The sequence below is a fragment of the Pseudomonas sp. 22189 genome (genome assembly GCF_052045635.1).
GTDB lineage: Bacteria > Pseudomonadota > Gammaproteobacteria > Pseudomonadales > Pseudomonadaceae > Aquipseudomonas > Aquipseudomonas parakoreensis.
Window position 1 is genome coordinate 111,759 of record NZ_JBQEPG010000013.1, and the last position, 18,963, is coordinate 130,721.

The 18,963-nt window shown below is 60.9% G+C and carries 23 protein-coding genes; 12 read left to right on the forward strand and 11 right to left on the reverse strand.

Translation table 11 applies throughout. From position 1 onward, the window contains the following. Positions 1-2: 2 nt before the first annotated feature. A complete protein-coding gene (locus ACTJKS_RS16180) occupies positions 3-596 on the reverse strand; it encodes a nitroreductase family protein (protein WP_047292309.1) in 594 nt (197 codons plus the stop codon). 165 nt (positions 597-761) lie between these two features. On the opposite strand from ACTJKS_RS16180, the gene ACTJKS_RS16185 reads away from it, so the two are divergent. Together ACTJKS_RS16185 and ACTJKS_RS16190 are read left to right on the forward strand one after the other, a co-directional pair. Beyond that, positions 762-1,211, forward strand: a complete 450-nt coding sequence (locus tag ACTJKS_RS16185; protein ID WP_086792005.1) for a YcgN family cysteine cluster protein — start codon at positions 762-764, stop codon at positions 1,209-1,211. Between the two features lie 36 nt (positions 1,212-1,247). Continuing rightward, positions 1,248-2,477 carry a hypothetical protein gene (locus tag ACTJKS_RS16190; protein ID WP_108181963.1) on the forward strand — a complete coding sequence of 410 codons (1,230 nt, stop codon included), beginning with the start codon at positions 1,248-1,250 and terminating at the stop codon, positions 2,475-2,477. Positions 2,478-2,545: 68 nt separating this feature from the next. On the opposite strand, the gene ACTJKS_RS16195 is transcribed toward ACTJKS_RS16190, so the two are convergent. The 4 genes from ACTJKS_RS16195 to ACTJKS_RS16210 form a co-directional block, all read right to left on the reverse strand. Then, positions 2,546-2,923, reverse strand: coding sequence for a YgaP family membrane protein (locus ACTJKS_RS16195; protein WP_108181964.1), 378 nt, complete (start codon positions 2,921-2,923; stop codon positions 2,546-2,548). Between the two features lie 82 nt (positions 2,924-3,005). Beyond that, complete coding sequence (locus ACTJKS_RS16200) at positions 3,006-3,476, reverse strand: RNA methyltransferase (protein WP_007911337.1); 471 nt, start codon at positions 3,474-3,476, stop codon at positions 3,006-3,008. Positions 3,477-3,681: 205 nt separating this feature from the next. Beyond that, positions 3,682-4,053 (reverse strand): YajD family HNH nuclease, encoded by a 372-nt coding sequence (locus tag ACTJKS_RS16205; protein ID WP_007944009.1) that lies wholly within the window; start codon positions 4,051-4,053, stop codon positions 3,682-3,684. A gap of 49 nt (positions 4,054-4,102) precedes the next feature. After that, positions 4,103-4,789 (reverse strand): spermidine synthase, encoded by a 687-nt coding sequence (locus tag ACTJKS_RS16210; protein WP_041070327.1) that lies wholly within the window; start codon positions 4,787-4,789, stop codon positions 4,103-4,105. 81 nt (positions 4,790-4,870) lie between these two features. Here ACTJKS_RS16210 and ACTJKS_RS16215 point away from each other — a divergent pair, with 81 nt between their 5' ends. Next, the gene (locus ACTJKS_RS16215) at positions 4,871-5,155 is read left to right on the forward strand and encodes a hypothetical protein (protein ID WP_108181965.1); all 285 of its coding nucleotides are present in this window, start codon (positions 4,871-4,873) and stop codon (positions 5,153-5,155) included. Here the strand turns inward: ACTJKS_RS16215 and ACTJKS_RS16220 are convergent. Together ACTJKS_RS16220 and ACTJKS_RS16225 are read right to left on the reverse strand one after the other, a co-directional pair. Further along, positions 5,152-5,625 carry a cyclic nucleotide-binding domain-containing protein gene (locus ACTJKS_RS16220; protein WP_041070525.1) on the reverse strand — a complete coding sequence of 158 codons (474 nt, stop codon included), beginning with the start codon at positions 5,623-5,625 and terminating at the stop codon, positions 5,152-5,154. The two genes, ACTJKS_RS16215 and ACTJKS_RS16220, sit on opposite strands and share 4 nt — an antisense overlap. A gap of 192 nt (positions 5,626-5,817) precedes the next feature. Further along, a complete protein-coding gene (locus tag ACTJKS_RS16225) occupies positions 5,818-7,872 on the reverse strand; it encodes a S9 family peptidase (protein ID WP_108181966.1) in 2,055 nt (684 codons plus the stop codon). 237 nt (positions 7,873-8,109) lie between these two features. Between ACTJKS_RS16225 and ACTJKS_RS16230 the strand changes: the two genes are divergently transcribed. Genes ACTJKS_RS16230 through ACTJKS_RS16240 form a run of 3 tightly spaced genes read left to right on the forward strand, consistent with a single transcriptional unit; the run spans position 8,110 to position 9,956 of the window. Further along, positions 8,110-8,607 carry an MFS transporter gene (locus ACTJKS_RS16230; RefSeq protein WP_262948857.1) on the forward strand — a complete coding sequence of 166 codons (498 nt, stop codon included), beginning with the start codon at positions 8,110-8,112 and terminating at the stop codon, positions 8,605-8,607. 15 nt (positions 8,608-8,622) lie between these two features. Continuing rightward, complete coding sequence (locus tag ACTJKS_RS16235; protein ID WP_007969599.1) at positions 8,623-9,399, forward strand: class II glutamine amidotransferase; 777 nt, start codon at positions 8,623-8,625, stop codon at positions 9,397-9,399. A gap of 14 nt (positions 9,400-9,413) precedes the next feature. After that, positions 9,414-9,956 carry a DUF2937 family protein gene (locus tag ACTJKS_RS16240; protein WP_108181967.1) on the forward strand — a complete coding sequence of 181 codons (543 nt, stop codon included), beginning with the start codon at positions 9,414-9,416 and terminating at the stop codon, positions 9,954-9,956. A gap of 95 nt (positions 9,957-10,051) precedes the next feature. Here ACTJKS_RS16240 and ACTJKS_RS16245 read toward each other — a convergent pair whose 3' ends face one another. Next, entirely contained in the window at positions 10,052-10,966 is a 915-nt protein-coding gene (locus tag ACTJKS_RS16245) for a LysR family transcriptional regulator (RefSeq protein WP_108181968.1), read from the reverse strand. A gap of 158 nt (positions 10,967-11,124) precedes the next feature. Between ACTJKS_RS16245 and ACTJKS_RS16250 the strand changes: the two genes are divergently transcribed. The 4 genes from ACTJKS_RS16250 to ACTJKS_RS16265 all read left to right on the forward strand — a co-directional run bounded on the left by ACTJKS_RS16250 (position 11,125) and on the right by ACTJKS_RS16265 (position 14,842). Then, positions 11,125-12,411, forward strand: coding sequence for an MFS transporter (locus ACTJKS_RS16250; RefSeq protein ID WP_041070314.1), 1,287 nt, complete (start codon positions 11,125-11,127; stop codon positions 12,409-12,411). A gap of 63 nt (positions 12,412-12,474) precedes the next feature. After that, positions 12,475-13,227: a 5-oxoprolinase subunit PxpA gene (locus ACTJKS_RS16255; RefSeq protein ID WP_108181969.1), complete on the forward strand. Its 753-nt coding sequence runs from the start codon at positions 12,475-12,477 to the stop codon at positions 13,225-13,227. Continuing rightward, the gene (gene pxpB / locus ACTJKS_RS16260) at positions 13,224-13,928 is read left to right on the forward strand and encodes a 5-oxoprolinase subunit PxpB (protein WP_108181970.1); all 705 of its coding nucleotides are present in this window, start codon (positions 13,224-13,226) and stop codon (positions 13,926-13,928) included. The genes ACTJKS_RS16255 and pxpB overlap by 4 nt, the downstream gene beginning before the upstream one ends. Beyond that, positions 13,925-14,842: a biotin-dependent carboxyltransferase family protein gene (locus ACTJKS_RS16265; protein WP_108181971.1), complete on the forward strand. Its 918-nt coding sequence runs from the start codon at positions 13,925-13,927 to the stop codon at positions 14,840-14,842. Before pxpB ends, ACTJKS_RS16265 begins: the two co-directional genes overlap by 4 nt. Before the next feature lie 88 nt (positions 14,843-14,930). On the opposite strand, the gene ACTJKS_RS16270 is transcribed toward ACTJKS_RS16265, so the two are convergent. Further along, positions 14,931-16,109 carry a vWA domain-containing protein gene (locus ACTJKS_RS16270; RefSeq protein WP_027614532.1) on the reverse strand — a complete coding sequence of 393 codons (1,179 nt, stop codon included), beginning with the start codon at positions 16,107-16,109 and terminating at the stop codon, positions 14,931-14,933. 12 nt (positions 16,110-16,121) lie between these two features. Next, positions 16,122-16,967: an AAA family ATPase gene (locus ACTJKS_RS16275; protein WP_003222636.1), complete on the reverse strand. Its 846-nt coding sequence runs from the start codon at positions 16,965-16,967 to the stop codon at positions 16,122-16,124. A gap of 202 nt (positions 16,968-17,169) precedes the next feature. Between ACTJKS_RS16275 and ACTJKS_RS16280 the strand changes: the two genes are divergently transcribed. Continuing rightward, positions 17,170-17,400, forward strand: coding sequence for a DUF4160 domain-containing protein (locus ACTJKS_RS16280; protein WP_097086717.1), 231 nt, complete (start codon positions 17,170-17,172; stop codon positions 17,398-17,400). Beyond that, positions 17,388-17,885: a DUF2442 domain-containing protein gene (locus ACTJKS_RS16285; RefSeq protein ID WP_086791990.1), complete on the forward strand. Its 498-nt coding sequence runs from the start codon at positions 17,388-17,390 to the stop codon at positions 17,883-17,885. Before ACTJKS_RS16280 ends, ACTJKS_RS16285 begins: the two co-directional genes overlap by 13 nt. Here ACTJKS_RS16285 and ACTJKS_RS16290 read toward each other — a convergent pair. Then, positions 17,882-18,958: a DUF748 domain-containing protein gene (locus tag ACTJKS_RS16290; protein WP_108181972.1), complete on the reverse strand. Its 1,077-nt coding sequence runs from the start codon at positions 18,956-18,958 to the stop codon at positions 17,882-17,884. The genes ACTJKS_RS16285 and ACTJKS_RS16290 overlap by 4 nt on opposite strands. Positions 18,959-18,963 lie beyond the last annotated feature (5 nt).

The window sequence follows — 18,963 nt, forward strand, 5'->3', positions numbered from 1 at the left end:
GTTTAAAGGGTGAAGTTGCCTTCCGCCGCCAGCTCGCTCAGCGGACGACGCGGGCTCGGCTCCTCACGGGCCTGCAGGTACTCGGCCAGGGTCGCCTTGTCACCCAGCTTGCCGACAGCGACCGCCGCATGCAGCGCATAACCTTGCGGAATATTCAGCTCCTTGCGGGTCAGCTCCTGATCGAAACCGGCCATGCCGTGGGTGTGCCAGCCGCTGATGCTCGCCTGCAGCGCCAGGTGGCCCCAAGCGGAGCCGGTATCGAAGGTGTGCCACAGCGCCGGGGTCTCTTCGCTGGCACCGGGTGCGGTGAAGGTGGTTTTCGAAATCACGATCACCAGCGCCGAAGCGTGTTGCGCCCAGCTGCGGTTGAATTCATTCAGCAGCCCCAGGAAGCGTTCCCAGTTCGGCGTGTCACGGCGCGCATACAGAAAACGCCACGGCTGCGAGTTGTACGCCGAAGGCGCCCAGCGTGCGGCTTCGAAAAAACTCAGCAGGGTTTCTTCCGGGATCGCTTCGCCGGTGAAGGCACGAGGCGACCAGCGATCGGTGAACTGCGGGTGAATGGCGTAATCGGCAACGCGAGGGTTGGCACTCATCAAAAGATTCCTTGCTGTGTTTGCGTCATGAATTCGTGGCAAAACCCTACTGGGCGGCGATTCGGCTGACAAGCGCGATTTACCGACAGTCGCCAGCGCTTGGCCCGCAGGGCCTTGGGCACTAGACTGGCGGCCTTTTCACCACCTGATGTTGATGCTTGAGCCATGGCCGCCAAAGTCGAACCGTTCTGGAAACGCAAAACCCTCGAGCAACTGGATCACGAGGAATGGGAATCGCTGTGCGACGGCTGCGGTCTGTGCTGCCTGCAGAAACTCGAAGATGAAGAAGACAACAGCGTCTACTACACGCGCATCGCCTGCAAACTGCTGGACCTGAAGACCTGCCAGTGCAGCGACTATCCGAATCGCATCAAGTTTGTCCCGGACTGCATTCAGCTCACTCCGGGCCAGGCCGAATCATTTAAATGGCTGCCGCCGACTTGCGGTTATCGCCTGGTCAGCGAAGGCAAGGATCTGCCGCTGTGGCACCACTTGGTGTGTGGCGATCGTGACGCTGTGCACCACGAACGGATTTCCCAGTCCGGACGCATGCTCGCCGAAGGCAGCGTGCCGGAGGATGACTGGGAAGATCACCTGATTTTCCGCGCCGGTTAAGCACCAAGGGTTTCCAGGATTCAACAAGGAGTGTGTATGGCTGGGGGATTGCTGCGGGCATTGCTGATCGCCCCGCTGGCGCTAAGCGCACCGGTGTGGGCGGCAAAGAAAGTCGATCTGGATTACCACGTGCGCCTGCTGCCGCAAAGCGATCAGGCCGAAGTGCGCCTGACCCTGGCCAAGGGCGAAGCGGTACGCAGCCTCGATTTTGACCTAGGCGATGGCAGCCACTACAGCGACTTCAAGGCCGATGGTCAGTGGCAATTGTCTCCGGGCAAGCACGCTCGGGGCCTCTGGCGTCCGAGCGGCGACAAGCCCAGCCTGACTTACCGCGTCAGCATCAGCCACGGCCGCAAGAGCGGCAGCTTCGACACGTGCATGACCCCGACCTGGGCGCTGCTGCGCGGTGATGATCTGGTGCCGCCGGCCCGGCTCGATCAGCAGGATGGCGTCGAGCTGGTGTCACGTCTGCAATTCGAACTGCCCAACGGCTGGCAAAGCGTCGAAACCGCCTGGCCGCGCATCGGCAAAAACACATTTCGCATCGACAACCCTTCACACCTGTTCGACCGCCCGACCGGCTGGATGCTCGCCGGTCACCTCGGCAGCCGCCGCACGCGCCTGGGCGAAACCGAAGTCACCGTGGCTTCGCCGCAAGGGCAGGGCATGCGCCGCATGGATGTGCTGACCTTGCTGACGTTCATCTGGCCGCAGGTGCAAGCGGTCTATCCCCGGCATCCGAAAAAATTGCTGATTGTCGGCGCCAACGACCCGATGTGGCGCGGCAGCCTCGGCGCGCATGAATCGATCTATCTGAATACGCGCTTGCCGCTGGTCAGCGAGAGCGGCAGCAGTGCGCTGGTGCGTGAGCTGGCGCAGGTGTTCGGGCGCATCAACGATGAACATCGCAGTGACTGGATCAGCGAAGGCTTTGCCGAGTATTACGCGATCGAGCTGGTGCGCCGTGCCGGCGGCATGAGCGATGAGCGCTATCAGGCGTTGCAGGCGAAGTTGACCCGGGACAGTCAGAAGGTGACGACGTTACGCGGCGAACAGATCAGTGCGGCGCAGCTTGCAAAAGCGGTGATGGTGTTGCAGGAACTGGATCGCGAGATTCGCTTGAAGACGCGCAACAAGCGTTCGCTGGATGATGTGTTGCGCGGGGCGATGCATCTGGGGGCGGTGAGTACTAAAGAGTTTGTGCAACTGGCTGAGAGCGTGCTCGGCGAGACCTCTAAAGTCCTTGATACCGCATTGTTGCAGTAAAGATCAAAAGATCGCAGCCTGCGGCAGCTCCNTCTGTAGGAGCTGCCGCAGGCTGCGATCTTTTGCTTTTAAACCCCGGCTTTCGGTGATTTCACCGAATCATTACCGGTAACGGTGGCGGTCTTGGTCGCCGCCTCGGCATTGGCCTTGAGCTGGCTCAGTTCTTCACCGGCGCGCTCGATCTTCGCCCGCACGTTGTTCATGTCCTGACGGCTTTTCTCCAGCAGGCTCTTCACCGAGCTGTGCCCGGTGATGCCACGGGCCATCGCCACGCCGCCAATCGCCACTTGAATCAGACCGAACACGCCGCCACGGCGCAGGCCCTTGCCAACCATGATCACGCCACCGGCCAGCGAGCCGATGCGCTCCCAGCCCTGGACGTTCTGCTCGGTGGGGCTCTGGAACGGGGTGGAATCGATACGTTGGACGCGTTTGAGTTCGGTCATGATCTGTCTCCCAGGCAATGTGCAATAGATAGATAAGCTGACTGCCGCAGCGCCCGGCTCGTTCCATCGGATGTGCGACGTTTCAGCGGAATTTCGGTCCCGAGCGGGTGTTCAGGCCTTTGGCCATGCGGTCGTAGAGCACCACGTTGACCGTCGCCGCCAGGTTCATGCAGCCGGTGGTCGGGATGTACACAACGTCTTCGCACCAGTCGCGGATCTCTTTATCCAGCGAGCCGTCTTCCGGGCCAAAGATGTATAGCGCGCGATCCGGGTGGGTGTATTCCGGCAGCGGGCGGGCGCCCTCGACCAGTTCCACGGCGACCGGGACGCAGTTGAGCGGGAGGATCTTTTTCAGGTCGTCGATGCCGATCAGCGGGATGTCGTAGTGCACACGCTTGGTGTCGGTGACGAAGTCGGCGGCGCGTTCATAACGCTTCCCGGTGTAGAACACCGACGCCACGCCGTAACAGCCTGCGGCGCGCATCACCGAACCGACGTTCTCCGGTGATTTGGGGTTGTACAAACCAATGCAGCTGTAACGTTTGTCTGCCACGAGCGGGGTGCCTTCGGGAAAAAGAGGGCGATTATACGGGGATTGGGGGAGGGCGGGCAGATTCGAGATCTGTGGTGTCTGGTCTGGCCTCATCGCTGGCAAGCCAGCTCCCACAGGTATCTCGGGTGTTCACAAAATTTGTGAGCGACCAAAATCATTGTGGGAGCTGGCTTGCCAGCGATGGGGCCAGTAATGGCAATGAAGATCAGTCTTCTTTTTTCATCAGGCCGGCGAGGGCGGCAAACGGGTTATGCGTGGCCTTGGCGATTTTCGGTGTGCTCAGCGAGCCTTCGCCGAAATACTGCTGGTCGGTGTAGCGCGAGTGCTCATTGTCGTGGCAATACAGGCACAACAGTTCCCAGTTCGAGCCGTCCTGCGGGTTGTTGTCGTGGTTGTGATCGCGGTGGTGTACGGTCAGTTCGCTCAGGCGCTTGCCGGAAAACTCACGGGCGCAGCGGCCGCAGACGTGCGGGTACATCTTCAGGGCCTTGTCGCGGTAGCCCATTTCCTTGTCGCGCTGGTTGTCGGCAAGGATGCGATCGAGCTTCGACGTGTTGGTCGGGGTGGACGAACTCATGGGTTCACCTTAGTAAAAAGACTAATGACGGTTATGTGCAGAGTTTAGCTCAGCCCTTGAGCTTCTCGGCAATCCAGATCGTGTGGCGGGTGCCCTTGTTGCCGTGGGCGAACACCTGGACTTCCTCGGCCTTGAAACCGGCCTTCTTCAATTTGTCGGAAAACTGCCGGTCGGCGCTGGCCGACCACACCGCCAGCACGCCCTTGGGCCGCAGGGCCTTGGCGCAGGCGTTCAGACCGGCGGCGGAATACAGCCAGCTGTTGGCCTTCTGGGTCAGGCCTTCGGGACCGTTGTCGACGTCGAGCATGATTGCGTCGAAGCCGTTCGGCTCGCTTTGCAGGACCTTGGCGACGTCGTCCTGGCGGATCACCGTGCGCGGATCGAGCAGCGGGCGCCCGGACTTTTCCCCGAGCGGGCCGCGGTTCCACTCGACCACGCCGGGCACCAGCTCGGCGACCACCACTTCGGCGCTCTTGCCCAGATGCTTGAGTGCCGAGGCGAGGGTGAAGCCCATGCCCAGACCGCCAATCAACACCCGTGAATTCGGCCGTCCGGCCACCTTGCGGCAAGGAATCTCGGCTAGCGCATCTTCCGAACCGTGCATGCGCGTGTTCATCAATTGCCCGCCGTCGCCGCCCTGGATCTTGATGACGAAATCCTCGCCATACTCGAACAGGCACAGGGCGCCGCCGCTGTCAGGGATCGGCGTGGTGTCGAGCAGAACGAAACGTTTCATGGAAATCTCTACAAGGGGGGAAGGCAAGCAGGCCCGTTGGGAGTAGCCTGAACGCAGACTAGAGGCCAAACGGAGCCCTTGATGAAGCGCATCATTCTAACGGCCATTGCCCTGGCCGCGCTCGCGATTACTGCAGTGCAGGCGCAGCAGACCATTCCGGTCAGCCCGACGCCGCAACCCGGCTCGCCGGGTACCGCTACGCCAACACCGTATCCGCAAATCACCCCGATCAGCGCACCGAAGGCCGGCGCCGGCAGTGGCAGCCCGCCACTGGTGCCAATCGAAATGCCCAGCCCGCCAAGCAAGGATCAACCGGTGCCGGGCATCGAACCGAACAGCACCAAGGCCAAATCCCCCGGCGGTTAAACCTGTTGCGCCGCCAGTTGGCCGTCGGCCATGCGCAGGCGTTTGGAAAGGGACACGGCGAGGGCGCGAATGATCTTGGCGGCGATCTTCGGCGCGTCGTTGAGCATTTTTTCCAGCGAGTCCTTGCCCAGGTTGAGCAGTTGGCAGTTGCTCGCCGCAACGCAGGTCGCCGAACGGCGCTCACCATCGAGCACCGCCATTTCGCCGAACGCCCGACCGCTGCGCAGGGTGGCCATGGTGATGACCTGGCCGTCAGGGCCAGTTTTCTGCACCGCGACCTGACCGGTGTGGAGGATGCACATGAAACTGCCGGCATCGCCCTCACGGAAAATCGCTTCACCTTCAGCCACGGTGCTAATGCTGAAGTAGCCCGAGGCCGCGGCGAAGTCCGCCAGTTGCAATTGATCGAACAGGCCACAGTCCATCAGCCAGTCGCGGATTTCGTTGTTCAGTAAGGTCGGTTCTGACATGTCGTTGCGGTCTTTATTGTTTTCACATTTTCAAGGCACTACACGATCCCCTGTAGGAGCTGCCGAAGGCTGCGATCTTTTGATTTTGAAAGGCAAGATCAAAAGATCGCAGCCTTCGGCAGCTCCTACACGGGTTCATGAGTATCGGCCTCTTGGGTCTGGAGTTAAGACCCAAGTGACCGATGGAGTTCCTCAGGCCAGGCCCAAAACCTTGAACACAAATGCATATTCGAGCGCTACGTCACGTAATCCCTGGTAACGCCCGCTCATGCCGCCATGCCCGGCGCCGTGTTCGGTCTTGAGCAGTAGCACGTTGTCGTCGGTCTTGGTCGCGCGCAGTTTTGCCACCCACTTGGCGGCTTCCCAGTACTGCACGCGGCTGTCGTTGTAGCCGGCGATCACCAGCATTGCCGGATAAGCCTGCGCGGTGACGTTTTCGTATGGCGCGTACGCCTTGATCCGCTCGTAGACGTCCGGCTCTGCGGGGTTGCCCCACTCGTCGTACTCAGTGACGGTCAGCGGCAAATCGGGGTCGAGCATGGTGTTGAGCACGTCGACGAACGGCACTTCGGCAATCGCCACGCGGAACAGGTCCGGACGCTGATTGAGCACCGCACCAATCAACAAACCGCCAGCGCTGCCACCGCTGATCGCCAGTTTTTCAGCGGTGGTGATGCCGTTGAGGATCAGAAATTCGGCGCAGGCAATGAAGTCGCTGAAGGTGTTGTGCTTGTGCTCCTGTTTGCCGGCGCGGTACCACGCTTCGCCCAGCTCACCGCCGCCACGCACGTGGGCGATGGCGAACGCCATGCCGCGATCCAGCAGGCTCAGGCGCGCGTGGGAGAACCACGGGTCGAGACTGGAGCCGTAGGCGCCATAACCGTACAGATACAGCGGCACCGGTTTGCCGACCATTTCGCGTTTCATCACCAGACTGATCGGCACCTGCGTGCCGTCCGGCGCGGTGGCCCACAGGCGTTGGCTGACGTAGGCGTCGGCGTCGAACGGGCCGAGCACCGGGGTTTCTTTCAGGACGGTTTGTTCGCCGCTGTCCAGCCGTAACTGCCGCACCTGCGCCGGACGATTCAATGCCTCGTAGCGCAGACGGATGCGGTCGCTTTCGAACTCCAGGCTGTTCTGCACATAAAGGCTGTAAGCCGCGTCCGGCAATTGCACGCGATACGGCGTCTGGCCCTGTGGGTGAACTTCGATGATCGGCAGACCGCCTTCGCGCAGGCTCAGGGTCATGGCCGCCGTGTTCAGTGTCACGCCGTCGAGCATCACTGTGTCGCTGTGCGGGATCAGGTTCTGCCAGTCGGCCTCGCTCGGCACCACACCGGTGTCCGGCGCCTGATACAGGGCGAAGTTGATGCCGTCGCGGTTGGTGCGGATGAACCAGGTCCACGCGCCATCCAGCGCGCCGTGGTCGACATCGTATTCGTGATCCTCGACCCGGGGCGCCAGGCAGGTGAAGGGCAGGTGCGGCTGATGCGCGTCCAAGGCCCAGACTTCGCTGGTGGTCTTGCTGCCCAGGGTCAGCAGCAATTGCTGCTCGGAGCTGGAGCGGTAGCAATGCAGGAAGAAACGTCCGTCCGGCTCGTGGAACACTTCTTCGGCAGCGGTGCCGTCGAGGCGATAGCGAAACAGCTTGTGCGGGCGATGGGTGTCGTCGAGCACGCCGAAGAACAAGGTCAGGCTGTCGTTGGCCCAGGTCATGCTGCCGTCGCAGTCCTGGAATTCCAGCTCGCTGACCTTGTCGCTGGCCAGTTCCTTGACGAACAGCGTGTAGATCTCGTCGCCCGAAGCATCGACGCTGTAGGCCAGGCGCTGGTGATCCGGGCTGATGCTGAACGCGCCGAGCGAGAAGAAGCCGCCGTTGGCCAGCACGTTGGGGTCGAGCAGCAGTTGCTCGCGGCTCTCGTCGAGGGTCAGGCTGTCGTCGGCCGGACGCGGGCAACGGTAATGGCGGGCGTACTCGTCACCCGCCGTGGTGCGCGTGTAATACAGATACGGGCCCCAGGGCGAGGGCAGGGACAGGTCGGTTTCGAGGATCCGGCCCTTGATCTCTTCGAACAGGCTTTCGCGCAGGCCGGCCTGATCGGCGGTCTGTGCTTCCTGATAGGCGTTTTCAGCCTTGAGGTAGTCGAGCACCGCGTCGGCGTCGCGTTCCTGCAGCCAGGCATACGGGTCGGCACCAGCAGCCTTGTGGGCGATCGGGGCGCGGATGACGTGGGCGGATTCGGGCATGGAAGGCTCTCGGACAATATTCGGAATAAAGGTTTTCGCAGCTCTTGAAACCATCGCACTCTCCTGTGGGAGCGAGCTTGCTCGCGAAGGCGTTCTGTCAGATGACATTTGTTTCACTGACCCGACGCTTTCGCGAGCAAGCTCGCTCCCACAAGGTTTGCTGTTGGCCGTCTGGCATTGGGACAAGCCTGACAGGCGAAAAGTCGTTACTATAAGCGCCTCTTTGCCTGCCTTGCCATGGACACCATGACCGAGAACGACTATCTGATCGCCTGGGGCCTCTACGCCTTCGCCGCTGTGGGCTGCCTGTTGGTATGGATGCGCCTGACCCGCTGGATGTGGCGCTGGCTGCGCGAGCCGCTGCGGGTGCTGATGGCGGTGTTGCTGTTCAGCCCGACCATCATTGATCCGGTGAAAGCCAAGGTTGCACCGTCGATCGCCATTACTGCGCTGGATCTGGCCTTCAAGGTCGGCAACAACGCCTGGCGGGCGATTTCCGACCTGTTCATGTACGGCATGATTGCGTTCGGCATCTACCTGATTTTCGTGCTGATCCGCTTCCCGATCGAACGCGCCTCACGCGCCCGTCGCGAGCAGGCCGAAGCCGCCAAGGCCGCGGCGCGTGCCGATGATCGCGACGGCGATCAGCCGTTCGGCGCTGCCGGTGATGACCGCTACGGTCGCCCGCCATTGCCGAACAATCCGCAGCGCATGCGCGTCGAGCCGCGTCTGTAATCACGAGGTCAGCACATGTGTGAACTACTGGGCATGAGTGCCAACGTGCCGACCGATATCGTGTTCAGCTTCACCGGCTTGATGCAGCGCGGCGGGCGTACCGGCCCGCACCGCGACGGCTGGGGCATCGCCTTCTATGAAGGGCGCGGTCTGCGCCTGTTTCAGGACCCGGCCGCCAGCAGCGAGTCGGAAGTCGCCAATCTGGTGCAGCGCTATCCGATCAAGAGCGAAGTGGTCATCGGCCACATTCGTCAGGCCAACGTCGGCAAGGTCTGCCTGTCCAACACCCACCCGTTCGTCCGCGAACTGTGGGGCCGTAACTGGTGTTTCGCGCACAACGGCCAGCTCGCCGATTTCACCCCGATCAAGAGCTTCTACCGCCCGGTGGGCGACACCGACAGCGAAGCGGCGTTCTGCGATTTGCTCAACCGCGTGCGTGCAGCCTTCCCGGAACCGGTCGATATAGAAGTGCTGCTGCCGGATCTGGTTGCTGCCTGCGCCGAATACCGCAGCAAAGGCGTGTTCAACTGCCTGCTCAGCGACGGCGACTGGCTGTTCTGCTATTGCTCGACCAAACTGGCACAGATCACCCGGCGCGCACCGTTCGGCCCGGCGCGGCTCAAGGATGTCGATGTGATCGTCGATTTCCAGGCGGAAACCACGCCCAATGACGTGGTTACGGTGATCGCCACCGAGCCTTTGACCGAAAACGAAACCTGGACCCGTTACCAACCGGGCCAATGGAGCCTGTGGCGACGCGGCGAATGCGTCAGCCAGGGCACGACCGAATAAAGGATCTCTCCTCGATGTTGCTCAGTTATCTACGGCTGGTGTTGTTTGCGGCGGGCCTGTTGATCGGTGTCCAGGTGCCGGGGTTCATCAACGATTACGCCAAACGCGTCGAAGCCCATCTGATCGAAGCGCAGACCGCTCTGCGCGGTTTTCAGGGCACCGCCGAGCAGTTTTTCAAGGGCGACTTGCAAGCGCTGGTCGCGCACTACCGCGCCAGTGACGACCCGGTATTTCGCAGCGATGCCGACAGCCTGAGCACCTTGCTCAACCGCCAGACAGCGCTGGATAAACAGTTCCAGGCGATGCAGGGCCCGTGGTACATCCGCTTCCTGCAAGTGGTGCTGGCCGCCGACCCGGACATTCGCAAGGAAACCTGGAACGGCTACAGCTACCAGATCCTGCTGACCCCGGAAGCGATGATCTGGGGCATGAGCGGCGCGTTGCTGCTGTCGTTCGGCATCGAGTGCCTGATTCGTCTGATTGACTGGGTGGTGCTGGGTGGCCGGCGTTTGCGCCAGAGCCGGCCGATAGAAGATCGCGACGTGCGCGGCTTGTAAAAGGTCTAGAGCAAAAGATCGCAGCCTGCGGCAGCTCCTACAGGGAAACGCATATTCCTGTGTAGGAGCTGCCGAAGGCTGCGATCTTTTGCTTTTCAGCTACTCAAAACAATGTACTTTTCACCGACCTTGCGCGCATACCCCGCCAGCACCTGCTGACACAACGTCACCATCTCCTCGACCCACTCCACGCCAACTCGCCACGACACCACCACCTGCAAATCCGACGGTCGCAGATCGATATCGAGCAAGGTCAATTCCCCCCGCGCCAATTCCTCGGCCACCAGCACCGGCGGCAGTACGCCAATACCAAAACCGTCACGCAACAGCCGGGTGATCGCCGACACCGAATTCACGCAGTTCAGGCGCGGAGCCAACACACCGTTGGCCTGCATCAATGCCAGCAGATCCTGATGCGGTCGGGAGTTTTTCGAGTAGGTGATGATCCGTTCCTGCGCCAATTCACCGAGGTCGGCGTAGTCACGGTTGTAGATTGAGTTGCTCGCGACGATCCAGCCCAGCGGATGGCTGGCCAGCTCGAGGCTGCGCACGCTTTCGTGGCGCACCAGATCGGTTTGCAGAACGATGTCGAGAAAGCCTTTTTGCAGCTGATCGCAGAGATTCAGCGAGGTATCCGCCACCAGCTCGATTTCCACCCGCGGATACCGTTCGGTCATCTGCGCCACCAACGGGCTGAGCCAGGTGTGGATTACCGTGTCCATCACGCCGATGCGCACCCGGCCGACCTTGCTCGAGCGGGTCTCGATTGATTGCTTGAGCGCCGACATCGTATCGAGCATCTGCTCGGCGTAATCCAGCACTTTCAGGCCTTCGGGCGTCAGGCTGACGCCGCGTGAGTCGCGCAGAAACAGCTTCACCCCCAGCTCGCCTTCGAGCACCGCGATGCGGCTGGAAATCGACGCCTGGGTGGTGAACAGCTTGTCGGCGGTCAGGCGAAAACTCTTCAGCCGGGCGACCCAGACAAAGGTCTCGAGAAACTTCAGGTTCATGGCAACGGCTCGGGTGACAAATTTTTCTTATGCCTAAGGCGGGTTTTTATTCGTTGGACGCAGCAGGGCCGGGCGACGAAAAATCGGCGCATCCGGTTCCCACGATAGGCGTCGTCGGAACTTCGAACAAGACCAATAAAAGCCTGCGGAGACTTGCCATGCGTGCGCCCGACACCCTCGACCTCCCCAAGAGCACGGCCCGTCCAGGACCGTTCGACTGGTATCGCAATATCAATCAGCAAGAGCGTCGCACCTTCTGGAGCTGCAAGATCGGCTATGGCCTGGACGGCATGGACACGCAGATGCTCAGCTTCGTGGTGCCGACCCTGATTGCCATGTGGGGCATCACCACCGGGCAGGCCGGGCTGATTCACACCAGCACCTTGATTGCCTCGGCCATCGGCGGCTGGGTCGCGGGGATTCTCTCCGACCGCATCGGCCGCGTGCGCACCCTGCAACTGACGGTGCTGTGGTTCGCTTTTTTCACCTTCCTTTGCGGTTTCGCGCAGAACTACGAACAGCTGCTGATCGCCCGCACCCTGATGGGCTTCGGTTTCGGTGGCGAATGGACCGCCGGCGCGGTGCTGATCGGTGAAGTGATCCGCGCCAAGGATCGCGGCAAAGCGGTGGGCATGGTGCAATCCGGATGGGCGCTGGGGTGGGGGCTGACGGCGATTCTGTATGCGTTGCTGTTCTCGGTGTTGCCGCCGGAAGAGGCCTGGCGGGCGCTGTTCATTCTCGGCATCGTCCCGGCGATTTTTGTGATTTTCGTCCGTCGGCTGGTGAAAGACCCGGAAATCTACCGCGAAGCCAAGGCGGCGCAAACCCCGGAAAACCCGGCGAAGTTCTACGAGATCTTTGCCCCGGGCATGCTGTTCACCACGTTCCGCGCCTCCTTGCTGACCACCGGTGCACTCGGCGGTTACTACGCGATCACTTCGTGGCTGCCGACCTTCCTCAAGAACGAGCGCGGTTTGAGCGTGCTCGGCACTGGCGGGTATCTGGCGATGGTGATTGTCGGCTCCTACGTCGGCTATGTGATCAGCGCTTATCTGACTGATCTGCTCGGGCGAAAAAAGAACTTCATCCTGTTCGCGGTCGGCTCGTTCACCATCGTCTTGCTGTACACGCAAATGCCGGTCAGCAATGGCGTGATGCTGTGGTTGGGCTTTCCACTGGGCTTCTTCGCCTCGGGGATTTTCAGCGGCATGGGCGCGTTTCTCACCGAGTTGTTTCCGACGCGGATTCGCGGTTCGGGGCAGGGTTTCTGCTACAACATCGGCCGGGCGCTGGCGGCTCTGTTCCCGCTGCTGATTGGCCTGCTCAGCCAGAAGGTGCCGCTGAGCGTGGGGATCGGTGCGTTTGCGGCGGTGTCCTACGGCGTGGTGATTCTGGCCGCGTTGAGCCTGCCGGAAACCCGTGGCAAGCAACTGGATGCGCAGTAACTGATAACCTGCCGGGCAAGTGTCCTACAGATAAAAAGACCAGAAGCTACAGGAGTGTTCACCGTGAGCCGCCTGCTATTGAACTGTGACATCGGCGAGAGTTTCGGCAGCTGGACCATGGGTCTGGACGCCGAAGTCATGCCCTTCATCGACTGCGCCAACGTGGCCTGCGGCTTCCATGCCGGTGACCCGGGCATCATGCGCAAGACCGTCAGTCTGGCCCTGAGCCACGGCGTGCAGATCGGCGCACATCCGGCCTATCAGGATCTGGTTGGCTTCGGTCGGCGTTCCATGGCTTATTCCGCGCAAGAGCTGCAAGACATCCTGCATTACCAGATCGGCGCGCTCGACGGCATTTGCCGCGCGCAGGGCGGGCGAGTCAGTTACGTCAAACCCCACGGCGCGATGTACAACGACATGATGGCCAACCTGGCACAGTTGCGTGCGGTGATTCAGGCCGTCGCTGCTTACGATCGCAGTTTGCCGCTGATGTTAATGGCCACCCGCGACAACGCGGCGGCGCAACAGCTCGGCGACGAATATGGCGTGACCCTGTGGTTCGAAGCCTTCGCCGACCGCGCCTACGACAGCGCCGGCCGACTGGTGTCGCGGCAACTGGCGGGCGCGGTGCATCACGAACCAGAAACAATCATCGAACAGGCCCTGACCATCGCCCGTGGCGGTGAACTCGTCGCCAGCGACGGCAGTGCGCTGCATCTGCAGGCCAACACCTTGTGCGTGCATGGCGACAACGCCAGTTCGGTGGCCGCCGTGCAGCGCATTCGCGAGGCCCTGAATCAGCAGAGCGCGCCATGAGCCCACGGATTGAAGTGGTGGCCCTCGACTGCCTGATGTTGCGCCTGTTCGATGAAATTGCCGAAACCAACATGCCGTGGATGCTCGCCGCCAGTGAGCGTCTGCGCGCGGTATTTGGCGCGCAGTTGATCGACTTGGTGCCGTCCTACACCACGTTGATGGTGCATTACGACCTGACTGCGTTGAGCCCGAGTCAGGCCCGGGAACTGATCGCTGAAGCCTTGATCGACCTGTCGCCGAATGCGCGTACCAGCGGCCAGTGCCATGTGTTGCCGGTCTGGTACGACCTGAGTGTCGGCCCCGAACTGAGCCTGCTGGCGCAGCGCAGCGGGTTGGCGGTGGAGGAGGTGATCCGCCGTCACAGCGCTCGTGAATATCAGGTGTTTGCCCTCGGCTTCGCACCGGGATTCGCCTTCATGGGGCTGGTGGAAGAAATTCTCGCGGCGCCACGCCTGGACACCCCGCGCAAGAAAGTCGCGGCCGGCAGCGTCGGTATTGCCGAGCGGCAGACCGCGGCTTATCCGGTGGTGTCCCCCGGCGGCTGGAACCTGATCGGCCGCACCCCGGCGAAACTGTTCGACCGCCATCGCGACGGCTACAGCCTGATGCAACCCGGCGACACCGTGCGTTTCGAAGGGGTGAGCCACGCCGAGTTCGTCAACCTGGGCGGCGATGATACGCCACTGGAGGCGCTGGCATGAGCCGATTGACGATTGAGGCCAGCACGCCGCTGTGTTTGTTGCAGGACGCCGGGCGTTTTGGCGTGCGCCATTTGGGCGTGACTCAGGGCGGCGCGGCAGATTGGTGTTCGATGAACTGGGCCAACTGGCTGCTGGGTAACCGGCTGGATCTGCCTGCGATCGAAATCACCCTCGGCGGATTTGCCGTGGTGGCGCAGGACGACTGCTTGCTGGCGCTGGCCGGCGCTGATCTCGGTGCGCAGATTGATGGGCAGGCGCTGGCGCCGTGGCGCAGTTTCAAACTGGGCCAAGGGCAAACATTGAGGTTCACCCAACCGCTGCTCGGCGCCCGGGCTTATCTGGCGGCGCCCGGTGGTTTCGACGCGCCGCAGGTGCTGGGCAGCAGTGCCACGGTGGTGCGCGAAGAACTCGGTGGATTGGATGGTATGGGGTTACCGCTGACCAAGGGCGCGACATTGAGTTATTGCGGTGCGGCGCTGCAGGTGCGTGAAGTGCCGCTGGCGCATCGACCTGATTTGCGCCTCAATGCACCGCTGGATCTGGTGCTCGGCGCACAGATCGGCCAGTTCAGCGGGCAGAGTCTGTTTGATGTGTTCAACAGTCCGTGGACGCTCGACAGTCGCGCCGACCGCATGGGCATTCGACTGTTGGGCAAGGCGTTGCAGTACCAGGGCCGGCCGATGATTTCCGAGGGCATTCCGCTGGGCGCGGTGCAGGTGCCGCCGGACGGGCAGCCGATTGTCTTGCTCAATGATCGGCAGACGATTGGCGGGTATCCACGGTTGGGAGCGTTGACGCCGTTGGCGCTGGCGCGACTGGCGCAATGTCTGCCAGGGGCGCAGGTGCGGTTTAGGCCGGTGGTGCAGGACGTCGCACACCGCGAGCATGTCGAGTATTTGCAGCGCTTTGGTTGAAGATCAAAAGATCGCAGCCTTCGGCAGCTCCTACATGGAAACGCGAATTTTTCTGTAGGAGCTGCCGAAGGCTGCGATCTTTGGCTTTTTATTTGGACAAAAACCGCATCCCTTCCTCAAGCCCACGCAACGTCAGCGGATACATCTGATCCTCGATCAAATCGCGCACGATATTGGTCGACGAGGTATAGCCCCACGTGTCCTTCGGATACGGATTGATCCAGATGAGCTTCTTGTACTTTTCCATGAAACGCTGCATCCACAGGTATCCCGGCTCTTCGTTCCAGTGCTCGACGCTGCCGCCGGCCTGGGTGATTTCGTAGGGCGCCATGGCGGCGTCACCGATGAAGATCACTTTGTAGTCGGCGCCGTACTTGTGCAGCAGATCCTGCGTCGAGAAGCGTTCGGACGTGCGGCGCATGTTGTTCTTCCACACCGATTCATAAATGAAGTTGTGGAAGTAGAAGTACTCCAGATGCTTGAACTCGGTCTTGCACGCCGAGAACAACTCCTCGCAGATCTTCACGTGGGCGTCCATCGAGCCGCCGATGTCGAACAGCAGCAACAGCTTCACCGTGTTGCGCCGCTCCGGGCGCATTTGGATGTTCAGCAGGCCGGCGTCTTTGGCGGTGTGGTCGATGGTGCCGTCGATGTCCAGCTCTTCCGCCGCACCTTGCCGGGCGAATTTGCGCAGACGCCGCAGAGCAACCTTGATGTTGCGCGTGCCCAGTTCCACCGAATCGTCGAGGTTCTTGTATTCGCGCTGATCCCAGACCTTGACCGCTTTGCCCTGACGCTTGCCGGCATCGCCGACCCGAATGCCTTCCGGGTTGAAGCCGCCGGAGCCAAACGGGCTGGTGCCGCCGGTGCCGATCCATTTGTTGCCGCCGGCGTGGCGTTCCTTTTGTTCTTCGAGGCGCTTCTTGAACTCTTCGATCAGCTTGTCGAGGCCACCGAGGGACTGGATCTGCGCGCGTTCCTCATCGGTCAGCGAACGCTCGAATTCCTTGCGCAACCAGTCTTCGGGAATCAGCGCCTGCAAGTGATCGTCGAGCTTTTCCAGGCCATTGAAGTAGGCGCCGAACGCACGGTCGAACTTGTCGAAATGCCGTTCGTCCTTGACCAGAATCGCCCGCGACAAGTAGTAGAACTCGTCCATGTCGGCGAAGGTTACGCGCTGCTTCAGCGCGTTGATCAGGTCGAGCAGCTCGCGCACCGACACCGGCACCTTGGCGGCACGCATTTCATTGAACAGGTTGAGCAACATGGCATCAGCCTCTTAGCGAGAACCGCGACGGCTCATGAACGCCAGGCGCTCAAGCAACTGCACGTCCTGCTCGTTCTTCACCAGCGCACCGGCCAGTGGCGGAATGGCTTTGGTCGGATCGCGCTCGCGCAGCACCGCTTCGCCGATGTTGTCAGCCATCAGCAGCTTCAGCCAATCGACCAGCTCGGAGGTCGACGGCTTCTTCTTCAGGCCCGGCACCTTGCGCACGTCGAAGAACACGTCCAGTGCTTCACTGACCAGATCCTTCTTGATGTCCGGGTAGTGCACGTCGACGATTTTCTGCAGGGTGCTACGGTCGGGGAAGGCGATGTAATGGAAGAAGCAGCGGCGCAGGAAGGCGTCCGGCAGCTCTTTCTCGTTGTTCGAGGTAATGATGATGATCGGGCGCTTCTTGGCCTTGATGGTCTCGTCGATCTCGTAAACGTAGAACTCCATCTTATCGAGTTCTTGCAGCAGGTCGTTGGGGAACTCGATGTCAGCCTTGTCGATTTCGTCGATCAGCAGAATGACGCGTTCTTCGGACTCGAACGCCTCCCACAACTTGCCCTTCTTCAGGTAGTTGCGCACGTCGTGGACTTTTTCGTTGCCCAGTTGCGAGTCGCGCAGACGGCTGACCGCGTCGTACTCGTACAGGCCCTGATGGGCCTTGGTGGTGGACTTGATGTGCCAGGTGATCAGCTTGGCGCCGAACGATTCGGCCAGTTGCTCGGCGAGCATGGTCTTGCCGGTGCCCGGTTCGCCCTTGACCAGCAGCGGCCGCTCCAGGGTGATGGCGGCGTTGACCGCCAGCTTCAGGTCATCGGTGGCGACGTAGGCCTGGGTGCCTTCGAACTTCATCTGCTAATCCTCGAACGGTAACGCCGACCTGCACGGGCAGGGCGGGGGCGAAAAAATCGGATGCCCCGACTATAACGCGCAGCCCGGTCGACTGTGAACGCAGACGGCTTATTCAGTCTCTGAATGGGGCGTCACATGTTGACTCGGTTTCGGCCAGAGGCCAGTATTCAGGTATCGCCGATTTGGCGATAGTCTGTCGGGCATGACGACTAAATACCGATTTCGCGACAAATACCGCATTCAGTTACGTGAGAAGGATCACCCGCCACCCCATGTCCACTTGATCGGTGGCGGTGTGGACGTGATGCTGAGCCTTGAAACCGTCGAAGTCATGACGGGCAAGGCACCGCCGCTGATTATCAAGGAAGCGCTGGCTTGGGTTGCGGCTCATCAAGTGCAACTGCTGGAGGACTGGAAACGATGTTACCCATGAAAAGGCCTCGTCTGACGGCTGTGCAGGCACTGTCAGGTTATCGATTGAAACTGACCTTTATTGATGGTCAGGATCTGACCCTTGACCTGAGCCGAGATATCCACGCTTATCCAGGTCTGCAACCATTGCTTGATCCCGAAGTGTTTGCGGCTGCGACCCTTGACGACAATGGCTGGACGGTCGAATGGCTTGAGCCCGATATACAGATCGGCGCAGACACGCTTTATATGGATGCGCTGGCCCAAAACACTGTCGATGAAAACACTCGGATTTTCATCGATTGGCGTGCACGTACCGGACTCTCACTGAATCAGGCAGCCGAGGCGCTGGGTGTCAGTGCCCGCAGCATCAGCCGATACAGTAATGGGCGGGAGGCGGTGCCAAGGTCATTAGCCTTGGCTTGTCTTGGTTGGGACTCATTGCAGCAAAAGTCCACGCTGGCGGCTGAAGAGTCTGGTCGATATGTCGTTAATCGTAAGAATTAGCCCGCATCCGGCTTCGGCCGCTCATACCGCGCATTGAAAGCCTGAATGAAGCCATTACGCAAAATCTGCAAAAACGCTTCGAACGCACTGATGTTTTGCTGATGCACGTTGCCACTGAGTTCGACCTTGGTGGCGAACTGGTTTTTGGCCTGGTTCTTCAGCACGGTTTCCGTGCCGCCGACGATGGCCTCCCAGACGGAGCGGAAGATGCTCTTGTCCTTGTTTTCCACGTCCTGCTGCCAGTTGAACACTTCGACGTCGCGCAGCAAGGGTTTGATGTAGCCGCTGACCTGGGCTTTTTTCGCCTGGGCTTCGATGACCACGTCGCCGTGGCCGGCGTTGAAGTCGAACTTGCCGTAGGCCGAGGCAAAGTCGTTCATGCTTTTGAGTTCGATGTCGCGGGCGCGCAGGCGGAACTGGAAGTCTTCGAAGTTGCTCAGCGGATCGAAGGTGGCGCTGGTCTCCAGCGGTGCATGGCCGAGCAGTTTTGCCTTGCCTTCGAAACGGGCGTCGCGTTTGCCCTGTTTGTCGACCACGTTGGTCAGGTTGTAGATGCTCGCCTCGACGTTGCTGGCGTTCATGTTGACCGGCGGTTTGGAGTTGAAATTGCGGAAAGTGATCTTGCCGTCGTGGATCTGCACCTCGTCGAGAGTGATCGGCAGCAACTTGCCCAGTTGCGCCCGCCAGTCGGTGCCTTTACCAGTCTGCGAGTTCTGCTTGTTGGGGCCGCCATCGACGAAGTTGATCTCGGGATTGAAGAACTGCACCTGCGCCACCACGGCATGGTCGTACCACAGCGAATGCCAGCTGACCGCCAGATCGATCACGGGCGCATTGACGAACGGCACCGGCACCTTGCCGTCGACCTTGACGATTTTCAGGCCGTTGATCTTATAAGCGCCGCGCCAAAGGGCCAGATCGACATCGGTGATCTGACCGCGGTAATCGCCCATGTCGGCGAGCTTGCCGTTCAAGTAATCGCGTACCACGTAGGGCAGGGCGATGTGCAGGGCGATCAGCAGCACGACGATGATGGCGAAAATTCCGATGGGCCAGCTGTAGCGACGCTTCATGGCGG

Bases quoted from the DNA above. Each gene is read 5' to 3' on its own strand.
- ACTJKS_RS16180 (WP_047292309.1), bottom strand. From the start codon at position 596: ATGAGTGCCAACCCTCGCGTTGCCGATTACGCCATTCACCCGCAGTTC.
- ACTJKS_RS16185 (WP_086792005.1), top strand. From the start codon at position 762: ATGGCCGCCAAAGTCGAACCGTTCTGGAAACGCAAAACCCTCGAGCAA.
- ACTJKS_RS16190 (WP_108181963.1), top strand. From the start codon at position 1,248: ATGGCTGGGGGATTGCTGCGGGCATTGCTGATCGCCCCGCTGGCGCTA.
- ACTJKS_RS16195 (WP_108181964.1), bottom strand. From the start codon at position 2,923: ATGACCGAACTCAAACGCGTCCAACGTATCGATTCCACCCCGTTCCAG.
- ACTJKS_RS16205 (WP_007944009.1), bottom strand. From the start codon at position 4,053: ATGAGTTCGTCCACCCCGACCAACACGTCGAAGCTCGATCGCATCCTT.
- ACTJKS_RS16210 (WP_041070327.1), bottom strand. From the start codon at position 4,789: ATGAAACGTTTCGTTCTGCTCGACACCACGCCGATCCCTGACAGCGGC.
- ACTJKS_RS16215 (WP_108181965.1), top strand. From the start codon at position 4,871: ATGAAGCGCATCATTCTAACGGCCATTGCCCTGGCCGCGCTCGCGATT.
- ACTJKS_RS16220 (WP_041070525.1), bottom strand. From the start codon at position 5,625: ATGTCAGAACCGACCTTACTGAACAACGAAATCCGCGACTGGCTGATG.
- ACTJKS_RS16225 (WP_108181966.1), bottom strand. From the start codon at position 7,872: ATGCCCGAATCCGCCCACGTCATCCGCGCCCCGATCGCCCACAAGGCT.
- ACTJKS_RS16230 (WP_262948857.1), top strand. From the start codon at position 8,110: ATGGACACCATGACCGAGAACGACTATCTGATCGCCTGGGGCCTCTAC.
- ACTJKS_RS16235 (WP_007969599.1), top strand. From the start codon at position 8,623: ATGTGTGAACTACTGGGCATGAGTGCCAACGTGCCGACCGATATCGTG.
- ACTJKS_RS16240 (WP_108181967.1), top strand. From the start codon at position 9,414: ATGTTGCTCAGTTATCTACGGCTGGTGTTGTTTGCGGCGGGCCTGTTG.
- ACTJKS_RS16245 (WP_108181968.1), bottom strand. From the start codon at position 10,966: ATGAACCTGAAGTTTCTCGAGACCTTTGTCTGGGTCGCCCGGCTGAAG.
- ACTJKS_RS16250 (WP_041070314.1), top strand. From the start codon at position 11,125: ATGCGTGCGCCCGACACCCTCGACCTCCCCAAGAGCACGGCCCGTCCA.
- pxpB (WP_108181970.1), top strand. From the start codon at position 13,224: ATGAGCCCACGGATTGAAGTGGTGGCCCTCGACTGCCTGATGTTGCGC.
- ACTJKS_RS16265 (WP_108181971.1), top strand. From the start codon at position 13,925: ATGAGCCGATTGACGATTGAGGCCAGCACGCCGCTGTGTTTGTTGCAG.
- ACTJKS_RS16270 (WP_027614532.1), bottom strand. From the start codon at position 16,109: ATGTTGCTCAACCTGTTCAATGAAATGCGTGCCGCCAAGGTGCCGGTG.
- ACTJKS_RS16275 (WP_003222636.1), bottom strand. From the start codon at position 16,967: ATGAAGTTCGAAGGCACCCAGGCCTACGTCGCCACCGATGACCTGAAG.
- ACTJKS_RS16280 (WP_097086717.1), top strand. From the start codon at position 17,170: ATGACGACTAAATACCGATTTCGCGACAAATACCGCATTCAGTTACGT.
- ACTJKS_RS16285 (WP_086791990.1), top strand. From the start codon at position 17,388: ATGTTACCCATGAAAAGGCCTCGTCTGACGGCTGTGCAGGCACTGTCA.
- ACTJKS_RS16290 (WP_108181972.1), bottom strand. From the start codon at position 18,958: ATGAAGCGTCGCTACAGCTGGCCCATCGGAATTTTCGCCATCATCGTC.